The 13160-nt window shown below is 77.7% G+C and carries 1 protein-coding gene; it reads right to left on the bottom strand.

The genetic code is table 11. From position 1 onward, the window contains the following. Nucleotides 1-6 precede the first annotated feature (6 nt). Nucleotides 7-12759: a type I polyketide synthase gene (locus QK440_RS17030; RefSeq protein WP_282793955.1), complete on the bottom strand. Its 12753-nt coding sequence runs from the start codon at nucleotides 12757-12759 to the stop codon at nucleotides 7-9. Nucleotides 12760-13160 lie beyond the last annotated feature (401 nt).

Here is a 13160-nt window from a genome sequence, read left to right as displayed (position 1 = left end):
GTTCCCTCACTCCCGGCCGAGCTGCTTCTTGATGAAGGCGAGCATCTCGTCGTCGTCCGCGGCGGCGAGCCGGTCGCGGATGTCGCCGGCGTCGCCGTCGCCGTCCGGGGCGGCGCTCCCGGGCTGCCGGGAGTCGCCGTTCTTCCAGCGGTCGAGCGCGGCCTGGAGCCGGACCGCCACCTTGGTCCGGGTGATCCCGTCGGCCGTCCCGGCGGCGGCGAGGCTGCCTTCGAGCCGCTCCAGGTCGCCGAGCAGCAGCGTGGCCGGGTCGGCGGCGTCGGGGGCGAGTTCGGTGCGCAGGCAGTCGGCCAGGGCCGTGGGCGTCGGATGGTCGAAGACCACCGTGGCGGGCAGGACCAGGCCGGTGAGGGCGTTGACGCGGTTGCGCAGCTCGACCGCGGTGAGGGAGTCGAAGCCCAGCTCGCGGAAGGCGCGGGCGGGTTCGACGGCCGCCGCGCCGCTGTAGCCGAGGACGACGGCGACCTGCTCGCGGACGAGGTCGAGCAGCAGCCGCTCCTGCTCGGGCCGTGCCAGGGACGCGAGCCGCTCGGTCAGGGCGGGGCCCTGCCCGGCGGCGGGCCCCGCGGCGGAGCCGCCGTCGGCGGCCAGGGCCCGTACCTCCGGCAGTTCGGCGTACAGGCGGCTCGGGCGGACCGCGGTGAACGCGGGCGCGTACTGCGGCCAGTCGATGTCGGCGACGAGGGCGGCGGTGCGGTCGTGGGCGAGCAGCCGCTGGAGGGCGGTGATCGCCTGGTCCGGCGCGAGCGGCGGGAGCATGCCGCCGCGCAGCCGCTCGGCGGCGGCGCCTTCGGCGGCCATGCCGCTGCCCGCCCAGGGGCCCCAGGCCACGGAGGTGGCGGTCAGGCCCCGGGCCCGGCGGGCGTGTGCGAGGCCGTCGAGGTAGGCGTTGGCGGCGGCGTAGCTGCCCTGTCCGGCGCCGCCCGCGACGCCCGCGAAGGACGAGAAGAGCACGAACGCCGACAGGTCGTGCCCGGCCGTCAGCTCGTCGAGGTTGCGGGCCGCGCGGGCCTTGGCGCGGAAGACGGTGGCGAGCCGGTCGGCCGTCAGCGCGTCGAGGACGCCGTCGTCGAGGACGCCCGCGGCGTGGAATACCGCGGTCAGCGGCGTCTCGTCGGGGATCGCGCCGAGGACGTCCGCCAGGGCGTCGCGGTCGGCCGCGTCGCAGGCCGCCACGGTGACGCGGACGCCGTACTCCTCCAGTTCGGCGCGGAGTTCCGCCGCGCCGGGGGCGTCGGGGCCGCGGCGGCTGGTGAGCACCAGGTGCTCGGCGCCCTCGCGGGCCAGCCAGCGCGCCAGGTGGGTGCCGAGGGCGCCGGTGCCGCCGGTCACCAGGACGGTGCCGCGCGGCGTCCACGCCAGGGTGTCGCCGTCGCCGTCGCCACCGTTGAGGGGGGCCCGTACGACACGGCGTCCGAAGGCGCCGGAGCCGCGGACGGCGACCTGGTCCTCGCCGGCCCAGGCGCCGCCCAGCAGGCGGGCGAGGCGGGTGACGGCCGCCGTGTCCGCCGCGGCGGGCAGGTCGACGAGGCCGCCCCAGCGCTCGGGGTGCTCCAGGGCCGCGACGCGGCCCAGGCCCCACAGGGCCGTCCGCCCGGGCACGGTCGGCCCCTCGCGGCCGACGGTGACGGCGTCGCGGGTGGCGCACCACAGGGGCGCGTCGACGCCGGTGTCGCCCAGGGCCTGGATCAGCGCCAGGGTGAGGGCGACCTCCGCCGGGGTGGCGTTGGCCGGCGTGGTGGCGTGGCCCCCGGTCCCGGCCGGGTCGGCGGTGGCGAGCAGGGAGAGGACGCCGGTGATGTCCTTCGCCGCGTCGGCGACGGCCGCGCGCAGCAGGCCGACGAGGGCGTCCCGGCCGGTGGTGTGCGCGGGCACCCGCACGGTGACGTGGCCCGCGCCGCGCTCGGTGAGGAGCGTGGCGACGGCCGCGCTCCACGGGGTGTCCGTACGGCCGCCGGGGCCGTCGGGATCCTCGGACCCCTCGGATCCCTCGGGGCCTTCGGGGCCTTCGGGGACGACGACGAGCCAGGTGCCCGAGGGCTCCCCGGTGTCCGTCTCGGCGAGGGGCGTCCACGACTCGCGGTAGATCCACCGGTCGAGCGCGGAGCTCTCGCGCCGCTGCCTGCGCCAGGCCGTGAGCGCGGGCAGCACCTCGGTGAGCGGCGCGTCGTCGGGCACGGACAGGGTCTTGGCGAGCTCGGCCAGGTCCTCGCTCTCCACGGTCTCCCAGAACCGCGACTCCACCTCGTCCGCCGTGCCGGAGCCCGTCCCCGCCTGGTCCGCGGCGGCCTGCAGCCAGTAGTGCTCGTGCTGGAAGGCGTACGTCGGCAGGTCGACGCGGCGCCGGGAGGCGACGGGCGCGTACAGCGGCGTCCAGTCGACGTCGGCGCCCCGCACCTGGGCCGCGGCGAGGGCGGTGAGGAAGGTGTCGGGCTCGGGGCGGCCCTTGCGGACGGCGGCGATCAGCCCGGCCTGCGCGGCCGGTTCGGTGAGGGTGTCGTGCGCCATCGCGGTCAGGACCGCGTCGGGGCCCAGTTCGAGGACGGTCGCGGCGCCCTGGTCGGCGAGGGTGCGCAGGCCGTCGTGGAAGCGGACGGCCTCGCGTACGTGCCGTACCCAGTAGCCGGGGTCGGTGAGTTCGCCGGGGGCCGCGAGCCGTCCGGTCAGGTTCGACACGACGGGCAGGAGCGGCTCCTGGTACGCCAGGCTCTCCGCGACCGTGCGGAAGTCGTCCAGGACGGGGGCCATGAGCGGTGAGTGGAAGGCGTGCGACACCTTCAGCCACCGCGTCTTGCGCTCCTGGCCACGCAGCGTCGCCTCCAGGCCTTCGAGGGCGGCCCGGTCGCCGGACAGCACCACCTGCGTGGGGCCGTTGACGGCGGCGAGACCGACGCGGTCCGTGACGTCCGCCTCCGTGAGGAGCGGCAGGACGTCGGCCTCCGTGGCCTGCACGGCGAGCATGGCGCCGCCCTCGGGCAGGGCCTGCATCAGGTGGCCGCGGGCCACGACGAGCCGTGCGGCGTCCTCCAGGGACCACAGCCCGGCGACGTACGCGGCGGTCAGCTCACCGACGGAGTGCCCGCCGACGATCTCGGGCCGGACGCCGAAGGACTCCGCGAGCCGGAACAGCGCCACTTCCATGGCGAACAGCGCGGGCTGGGTGTAACCGGTCTGTTCGAGCAGCTCGGCGTCGGTACCGAACATCACGCTCTGGAGCGAACGTTCTATCAAGCCGTCGACATGGGCGCACACCTCGTCCAGCGCGTCGGCGAACACGGGGAACGCCTCGTACAGTTCGCGGCCCATGCCGGGGCGCTGGCTGCCCTGGCCGGTGAACACGGCGGCGAGGCGGCCCTCGACGACCGTGCCGGTCACCGCGCCCGGCCCGCCGGACGCGACCGCGTCGAGCCCGGCGAGGAAGGCCTCGCGGTCGCGGCCGAGGACCACGGCCCGGTGCTCCAGGAGCGAGCGGCCGGTGGCCAGGGACCAGCCCACGTCGGCGAGTCCGGCGGCGTCGGCAGCCAGGGCGGGGTCGGCGAGGAGCCGCTCGCGCAGCCGCGCGGCCTGCGCGCGCAGGGCGTCGGCGCCGCGGGCCGAGACCTGCCACGGCACGGCGGCCGCCGGGGCGGCCTCGGGGCCGGGCGCCACCTCGGCCGGGGCGGGCTTGCCGCGGCGGGGGGCCTGCTCCACGACGACGTGCGCGTTGGTGCCGCTGACGCCGAACGACGACACGCCCGCGCGGCGCGGCGCGCCGTCCCGGTCGGGCCAGGCGCGGGTCTCGGTGAGGAGTTCGACAGCTCCGGCGGACCAGTCCACGTGGGTGCTGGGCCGGTCGATGTGCAGGGTCTTGGGCAGGACGCCGTGGCGCATGGCGAGGACCATCTTGATGACCCCGGCGACACCGGCGGCGGCCTGGGTGTGCCCGATGTTGGACTTGACCGAGCCGAGCAGCAGCGGCCGGTCGGCGGGCCGGTCCTGGCCGTAGGTGGCGAGGAGCGCCTGGGCCTCGATGGGGTCGCCGAGCGCGGTGCCGGTGCCGTGGCCCTCGACGGCGTCGATCTGCTCGGGGGCGAGGCGGGCGTTGGCGAGGGCCTGGGTGATGACGCGCTGCTGGGACGGCCCGTTGGGGGCGGTGAGGCCGTTGCTTGCGCCGTCCTGGTTGACGGCAGATCCCCGGACCACGGCGAGGACTTCGTGGCCGTTGCGGCGGGCGTCGGACAGGCGCTCCAGGAGCAGCAGGCCCGCGCCCTCGCCCCAGCCGGTGCCGTCGGCGGCGTCCGCGTACGGCTTGCAGCGGCCGTCGCCCGCGAGGCCGCCCTGGCGGCTGAACTCGTCGAAGGCGCCCGCGGTCGCCATCACGGTGACACCGCCCGCGAGGGCCAGGTCGCACTCGCCCTGGCGCAGCGCCTGCGCCGCCAGGTGCAGCGCGACCAGCGACGAGGAGCACGCCGTGTCGACGGTGACCGCCGGGCCCTCCAGGCCGAAGGAGTAGGCGAGGCGGCCGGAGATGACGCTGCCGGACGTGCCGGTCATCAGGTGCCCCTCGACGCCGTCGGGCACGCTGTCGAGCCCGGACGCGTACCCCTGATAGCCGGAGCCGACGAACACGCCGGTCGACGTACCCCGCAGGGACCGGGGCGCGATGCCGATGCGTTCGAACAGCTCCCAGGAGGTCTCCAGGAGGAGCCGCTGCTGCGGGTCCATGGCCAGGGCCTCGCGCGGGGAGATGCCGAAGAGGCCGGCGTCGAACTGGGTGGCGTCGTGCACGAAGCCGCCCTCGGGCCGGTAGCGGGCGGCGCCGTCGAGGTCCCAGCCGCGGTCGGCGGGGAAGACGGAGACGGCGTCGGTGCCGTCGGCCAGGAGCTGCCACAGCGCTTCGGGGGTGGCGGCGCCGCCGGGGAAGCGGCAGCTCATGGAGACGATGGCGACGGGATCGTCGGCGACGTCGGCGGGCCCCGCCGCCGGGGCCGGGGCCGCCGTCGCGGCCGGGGCGCCGGTGACCTCCGCCAGCAGGTGGCGGGCGAGGGCCTCGGGCGAGGGGTGGTCGAAGACGGCCGTCGCGGGCAGCTGCACCTCGGTGGCGGCGGTGAGCCGGTTGCGCAGCTCGACCGCGGTGAGCGAGTCGAAGCCCAGCTCGCGGAAGGCGCGGGCGGGTTCGACGGCCTCGGCGCCCGCGTAGCCGAGCGCGGCGGCCGCCTCGGTGCGCACGAGGTCGAGGACGAGGCGCCGCCGCTCGGCCTCCGGGTGGCTGGCGAGCCGGGCCGCCCACGCGGAGTCGGGCGCGCCCTCGCCCGCCGGGGCGGCGGCCGTCCGGCGCGGCTCGGGGCGCAGCTCGGGCAGCCCGCCGAGGAGCGCGCTGGGCCGGGCGGCGGTGAACGCGGGCGCGAACCGCTCCCAGTCCACGTCGGCCACGGTCACGCACGTCTCGCCCGTGGCGAGGGCCTGGGCGAGCGCCCCGACGGCCAGGTCCGGGTCGAGGAGCCGTACGCCGCGGCGGCGCAGGTGCTCCTCGGCCTCGGCGGTGGCCGCCATGCCGCTGCCGCCCCAGGCGCCCCAGGCGACGGAGGTCGCGATCAGGCCGCGGGCGCGGCGGTCGGCGGCGAGCGCGTCGAGGAAGGTGTTGGCGGCGGCGTACCCGGCCTGCCCGCCGCTGCCCCAGACGGCGGCGATGGAGGAGAACAGGACGAAGGCGTCCAGGTCGGTGTCGCCGAGGAGTTCGTCGAGGTGGGCGGCGCCCGCGGCCTTGGCGGCCAGCGCCTCGGCGAGGTCCGCGGGGGTGGTGTCGGCGAGGGCGAGAGCCGGGCTGACCCCGGCGGCGTGGAAGACGGCGCGCGGGGTGCGGCCCGCGGCGGCCAGTTCGTCGAGCAGGCGCCGGAGCGCGTCCCGGTCCGCCACGTCGCAGGCGGCGACGGTGACCGTGGCCCCCGCCTCCTCCAGCTCCGCCTTGAGCGCGGCGGCGCCGGGCGCGTCGAGGCCGCGGCGGCCGGTGAGCACCAGGTGCTCGGTGCCCTCGCGGGCGAGCCAGCGGGCCACGTGGGCACCGAGGGCGCCGGTGCCGCCGGTGATCAGCGCGGTGCCGCGCGGCGTCCACTCCCCCGTCGGCCGCGCGGGCCGCGGGGCGTGGGCGAGGCGGCGGCCGAAGAGGCCCGGGCCGCGCACGGCGAGCTGGTCCTCGACACCGGTGCCCGCCTCGGCGGGGATGCCGGTCAGGGCGGTGGCGAGCCGGGCGCGGGCCCGCGCGTCGACGCTCCCCGGCAGGTCGATCAGGCCGCCCCAGAGGTCGGGGTGCTCCAGCGCGGCGACGCGGCCGAGGCCCCACAGGAGGGCCTGGGCGGCTCCCGCCGGGCGGTCGCTGCGGCCGGTGGTGACGGCGCCCTGGGTCACCGCCCACAGGCGTGCCGTGGTGCCGGTGTCCGCCAGGGCGCGGACGAGGGCGACGGTGCCCGCGAGCCCGGCGGGGACGGCCGGGTGGTCCGCGAGGGGTGTCTCGTCGAGGGCGAGGAGGGAGACGACACCGGCGAGGCCGGGGTCCCCCGTGAGTTCGCGCAGCCGCCCGGCGAGGGCGCCCACGGTCAACTCACCTGTCGCCAGGCGTAGTTCGATGGCTTCGGCTCCGGCGGAGGTCAGCGCCTGCGTGACGCCGGACGTCCACGGGTGCGCGGCGGCCTCCTCAGGGACGACGACCAGCCAGCGGCCGGTGAGGTCCGGGGCCGGGAGGCCGCCCGTGAGCGGCTTCCAGGTGACGTGGTAGCGCCAGCCTTCGAGGGTGGACCGCTCGCGCCGCTGCCGCCGCCACGACGACAGGACGGGCAGGACGGCGCCGAGACCGGTGGCGGACTCCTCGGTCACCTCCAGCTCGGCGGCCAGCTCCTCCAGGTCCTCGCGCTCGACGGCCTCCCAGAAGCGGGCGTCGGTCTCGTCCGCCGCGGGCTGTGCGGCCCCGGCGGGCGCGCGGCCGTCGACGAGCCAGAAGTGCTCGTGCTGGAAGGCGTACGTGGGCAGGTCGACGGTGGCGGCGCCGGGGAACAGCGCCCGCCAGTCCAGTTCCACGCCGTGGACGTGGGCCTCGGCGACGGCGGCCGCCAGCTCGCGCGCGCCGCCCTCGCCGCGGGGCGGGGAGCCGAGCACGGCCGTGGTGCCGCCGTCGGCCTCGGCGGCGGCGCGCAGCGCGTCGAGGTGCACCGCGTGCGGGCCGACCTCGACGACGAGCCGGTGCCCCGCGGCCAACAGCCCGCCGGCGGCCTCCTCGAAGGGGGCGTCGTGCCGCAGGGCGCGCTGCCAGTGCCCGGCGTCCGCGAGGGCGGCGTCGTCGAGCCACGCCCCGGCGAGGGCGGAGTACAGCGGTACGCCGTCCGGGCGCGGCACCACGGGGACGAGCGCGGCACCGGTGTCGGCGGCCCGCCCCAGGGTCACGAGCCGGGCCGCGTCCCGCAGGGAGAGGGCGCCGGCCACGCACGCGGCGGCGACCTCACCGGCGCCGTGCCCGGCGACGGCCGCGGGTGCCACGCCGGTGGCCTGCCAGAGGGCGGCCAGGGAGACCGACACCGCGAACAGGGCGGGCCGGGCCACATCGGCCCGCCCGGCGCCGTCGCCGTCCGTCGCCGCCGCGGCGGCGACGGTGGCGGTGTCCAGCTCGTCGGCCTCGCCGTGTGCCGCCGCGGCGGTGTCGTCGTGCAGCACCTCGAAGAGGTCCCAGTCCACGAACTCGCCGAGCGCGTCGGCGCACTCGCGCATCCGGGCGGCGAACACCGGGGAGCCGTCGAGGAGTTCGCGGACCGCCGTCGTCCACGGCGTGCCCCGGCCCGGGAAGACGTACAGGGGCCGGACGGGGCCGCTGTGCGCGCGGCCGGACACGGAGTACGGGGCGGCGGGCGCCCCGGCGGCCAGCGCCTGGAGGGCGGTGAGGAGTTCGCCCCGGTCCCGGCCGAGGGCGACGCCGCGGTGCTCGAACCGCGACCGGGTCACGGCCAGCGACCAGCCCAGGTCGGCCGGTGCGAGCGCGGCGTCGGCGCGCAGCCGGGCCAGCACGCGCTCGGCCTGGGCGCGCAGCGCCTCGGGGGACTTGCCCGACAGCGCCAGCGGCACCACGGCCAGGGGCGGCTCGCCGCCGTCGGCGGCGGCCCGGCCGGTGCGCACGGGCTCGTCGACCGGGGCCTGTTCCACGATGACGTGGGCGTTCGTCCCGCTGACGCCGAAGGCCGAGACGCCCGCGCGGCGGGGGGTGCCGTCGCCGTGCTCGGGCCAGTCCCGTCCGTCGGTGAGGAGTTCGACGGCGCCCGCCGACCAGTCCACCTCCGAGGTCGGGGCGTCGACGTGCAGCGTCTTGGGCAGGACGCCGTGGCGCATGGCCATGACCATCTTGATGACACCGGCGACACCGGCGGCGGCCTGCGTATGGCCGATGTTGGACTTGATGGACCCGAGCCACAGGGGCCGCTCGGCCGGGCGCTCCTTGCCGTACGTGGCGAGCAGCGCCTGGGCCTCGATGGGGTCGCCCAGGGTCGTCCCGGTGCCGTGGGCCTCGACGGCGTCGACGTCGGCCGGGGTGAGGCCCGCGTTGGCGAGGGCGGCCTGGATGACGCGCTGCTGGGAGGGGCCGTTGGGGGCGGTGAGGCCGTTGCTGGCGCCGTCCTGGTTGACGGCCGAACCCCGGATCACGGCCAGGACCTTGTGGCCGTTGCGGCGGGCGTCCGACAGCCGCTCGACGAGCAGCAGGCCCACGCCCTCGCCCCAGCCGGTGCCGTCGGCCGCCTCGGCGAACGCCTTGCAGCGGCCGTCGGTGGCCAGGCCGCGCTGGCGGCTGAACTCCACGAAGGTGGCCGGGGTCGACATCACCGAGACGCCGCCCGCCAGGGCCATGGTGCACTCGCCCTGCCGCAGCGCCTGCGCGGCCAGGTGCAGCGCGACCAGCGACGACGAGCAGGCCGTGTCGACGGTGACGGCGGGGCCTTCGAGGCCGAAGGTGTAGGAGATGCGGCCGGAGGCGACGCTGGCGGCGTTGCCGATGCCGAGGTAGCCCTCGACCTCGTCGGGGACGTGGTCGATGCCGGCGGTGTAGTCCTGGCCGTTGGTGCCCGCGAACACGCCGATCCGGCTGCCGCCCAGGCCCGCCGGGTCGATCCCGGCGCGTTCGAAGGCCTCCCACGCGGTCTCCAGGAGGAGCCGCTGCTGCGGGTCCATGGCCAGGGCCTCGCGCGGGTTCACGCCGAAGAACTTGGCGTCGAACTGCCCGGCGTCGTACAGGAACCCGCCTTCGCGGACGTACGACGTGCCGGTCTGTCCGGCGTCGGCGTCGTAGAGCGCGCCGGTGTCCCAGCCGCGGTCGGCGGGGAAGCCGTCGATCGCGTCGACGCCCTCGGCGACCAGGCGCCACAGGTCCTCGGGGCCGGTGACGCCGCCGGGGAAGCGGCAGCTCATGCCGATGACGGCGAGGGGTTCGTCGGTGGTGGCGCCGGTCGTGGGGGCGGGCAGGGCGGCCTGCGCCCCGGCCCCGGTGCCGTCGTCGGTGCCGTCGGTGGTGGCGCCGAACAGTTCGGTGCGCAGGTGGGTGGTGAGCGCGGCCGGGGTGGGGTGGTCGAAGACCAGCGTGGTGGGCAGCTTGAGGCCGGTGGCCGCGCCGAGCAGATTGCGCAGCTCGACCGCGGTGAGCGAGTCGAAGCCCAGCTCGCGGAAGGCGCGGGTCACCTGGATGTCGTCCACGCCCGGGTAGCCGAGGACGTCGGCGGCCTGGCGGCGCACCAGGTCCAGGAGGGCCGCCTCGCGGTCCTCGGGCGCGAGCGCGGCGAGGCGGTCGGCGAACGCGTTCGCGGGGGCGGGGCCCGTGGCGGCGCCCTGGTCCGTGGGCGCGGCGAGGGCCGCCCGGGCCTCGGGGATGTCCGTGAAGAGGCGGCTGGGCCGGGTCGCGGTGAAGCCGGGCGCGTACTGAGCCCAGTCGATGTCCACGACGGCGGTGAGCGTCTGGTCGTGGCCGAGGGCCTGGTGCAGGGCGGTGATCGCGAGGTCCGGGTCCATGGGCGGCATCACGCCGTGGCGCAGGCGCTCGGCCGCGGCGCCTTCGGCGGCCATGCCGCCGCCGCCCCACGGGCCCCAGGCGATCGACGTCGCCACGCGCCCCGAGGAGCGCCGGGTCTCGGCGAGGGCGTCCAGGGCCGCGTTGGCGGCGGCGTACGTGCCCTGGCCCGAGCCGCCGGCGACACCGGCGAAGGAGGCGAACAGCACGAACGCCGACAGGTCGAGGCCGGACGTCAGCTCGTCGAGGTGGCGGGCCGCGGTCACCTTCGCGCGGAAGACGGCCGCCATCCGGTCCTCGGTGAGGCCGTCGATGACGCCGTCGTCGAGCACGCCCGCGGTGTGGAAGACGCCGGTGAGCGGCGCGTCGCCGGGGACGGTGGCGAGGAGGCGGGCCAGCGCCTCCCGGTCGGCGGTGTCGCAGGCCGCGAGGGTGACGCGGGCGCCCAGCTCCTCCAGTTCGGCGACGAGTTCGGCGGCGCCGGGCGCGTCGGGCCCGCGGCGGCTGGTGAGCACCAGGTGCTCGGCGCCCTCGCGGGCCAGCCAGCGGGCCACGTGCCCGCCGAGCGCGCCGGTGCCGCCGGTGACGAGCGTGGTGCCGCTCGGCGTCCACGCCGTCCGCGGCTCCTGCCCCAGCGGGGCGCGCACCAGGCGGCGCCCGTACACGCCGGAGCCGCGTACGGCCGCCTGGTCCTCGCCGTCCGGGGAGCCGAGGAGCCGGGCGAGGCCGGTGACGGCGGTGGCGTCGGCGGTCTCGGGGAGGTCGACGAGGCCGCCCCAGGTCTGCGGGTACTCGAGGGCCGCGACGCGGCCGAGGCCCCAGACGGCCGCCTGGGCCGGGTCGGCGGCGGCCTCCGACGACGTGGTGGAGACCGCGCCCCGGGTGGCGGCCCAGACGGTGGCGGTGCTGCCCGCGTCGCCGAGGGCCTGGAGCAGGACGGCCGTGCGCAGCGCGGGGGTTGCCGCCGCGTCGGCGGTCTCCGTCCCGTAGGCGGTCTGCGCCGCGTCGGCGGGACCGGGTTCGGGCCCCTCGGGTCCGGGCAGGGCCAGGAGCGACAGGGCGCCGTCCCAGCGCGCCGCCTCGTGCTGCCGCAGCAGCTCCGTGAGGGCCGCGCGGTCGGTGCTGGCGGCGGCCGGGACGCGGACCACGGTGACGCGGGCGCCGCCGGCGGCCAGGGCGCGTTCGGCGGCGGCGCTCCACGGCTGGTCGCCGGGGCCTGCGGGGTCGGCGGGGCCTGCGGGGTCGCCGAGGCCTGCGCGGTCGGCGTGGTCGCTCGGGAGCAGCAGGGCCCAGGTGCCCGCCGGGGCGGGGGCGTTGGCGGGCTGCGGGGGGAGCGGGTTCCAGGTGACGCGGTAGCGCCACCCGTCGAGGGTGGACACGGCGCGGCTGCGGCGCCGCCAGGCCGTGAGGGCGGGGAGCACCGAGCTCAGCGGGGCGTCGGCGGGGACGTCGAGGGCACCGGTGAGCTCCGCGAGGTCCTCGTGCTCGACAGCCTCCCAGAAGCGGTCCTCGGCGCCGTCGCCGCCGCCCGTGCCGCCCGCGGCCCGGTCCTGGGCGCCCTGGGTGACCGTGTCCAGCCAGTACCGCTGGTGCTGGAAGGCGTACGTGGGCAGGTCGACGCGGCGGCGCTCCGCCAGGGGCGCGTACCGCGGCGTCCAGTCGACGGTGGCGCCGCGCACGTGCAGCCGGGCGAGCGCGGTGAGGAAGGTGTCGGCCTCGGGCCGGTCGCGGCGCAGCGCCGGGACGAGGCCGGCCTGGGCCTCGGCGTCGGTGAGGGTGTCGTGGGCCATCGCGGTGAGGATCGCGTCCGGGCCCAGTTCGAGGAGGGTGGTGGCGCCGAAGCCGGTGAGGGCGCCCAGGCCGTCGTGGAAGCGGACGGCCTCGCGCACGTGCCGCACCCAGTACTCGGGGTCCTTCAGCTCGGCCGCGGCGGCGAGGCGGCCGGTGACGTTCGAGACGACGGGCAGCGTCGGGTCCTGGTACGTCAGTGTCCGCGCGACCTGCCGGAACTCGTCGAGCATCGGCGCCATCAGCGGCGAGTGGAAGGCGTGGCTGACCTTGAGCCAACGGGTCTTGCGGCCCTCGGCGCGGAGCTGGACGGCGAGGTCCTCCAGGACGCCGCGGTCGCCGGAGAGCACCACCTGGGCGGGGCCGTTCACGGCGGCGAGGCCCGCCCACTCGGCGACGTCCTCCAGGAGCGGGGCGACGTCGGCCTCGGCGGCCTGCACGGCGAGCATGGCGCCGCCCCGGGGCAGCGCCTGCATCAACCGGCCGCGGGCCGCGACGAGTCGGGCGGCGTCCTCCAGGGACCACAGCCCGGCCACGTGGGCGGCGGTCAGCTCGCCGATCGAGTGCCCGCCGACGATCTCGGGCCGGACACCGAAGGACTCCGCGAGCCGGAACAGCGCCACTTCCATCGCGAACAGCGCGGGCTGGGTGTAACCGGTCTGTTCGAGCAGCTCGGCGTCGTTACCGAACATCACGCTCTGGAGCGAACGTTCTATCAAGCCGTCGAAGTGGACGCACACCTCGTCCAGCGCGTCCGCGAACACGGGGAACGCCTCGTACAGTTCGCGGCCCATCCCCGGGCGCTGGCTGCCCTGGCCGGTGAAGACGACGCCCAAGCGGCCCTCGGTGACGGTACCGGTGACCGTGCCGGGGCCGGTGGGCCCGTCGGTGGCGAGGGATTGCAGGGCGGTGAGCAGCCGGTCGCGGTCCTCGCCGATGAGCACGGCGCGGTGCTCGAAGGCGGAGCGGCCGGTGGCCAGGGACCAGCCGAGGTCGGCGGTCCCGGCGGCGTCGGCGGCGAGGGAGGGGTCGTCGAGGAGCCGCTCGCGCAGCCGCGCGGCCTGGGCCCGCAGCGCCGCGGCCGTGCGGCCGGACAGCGGCCAGACCGTGGGGCCGGCGACGGGCCGCGCGGCCGGGGCGTCGTCGGCCCGGCCTGCGTCCGGGCCGGCGTCCGAGGTGACATCGGAAGCGGCGTCCGAGGTGGGGCCCTCCGCCGCCGGGCCCGGGGGTTAGGCGGCGGGGGCCTCCGCGATGATAACGTGGGCGTTGGTGCCGCGGACGCCGAACGCCGACCCCCCCCCGCGGCGCGGCGCGGCCTCGCGCGCCGGCCACGCGCGGGCCGCGG

This window comes from Streptomyces sp. CC224B (assembly GCF_030010595.1).
Lineage (GTDB): Bacteria > Actinomycetota > Actinomycetes > Streptomycetales > Streptomycetaceae > Streptomyces > Streptomyces longispororuber.
Note: the sequence above shows the minus strand (reverse complement) of the source record. Positions and strands in the feature narration are given on the sequence as shown.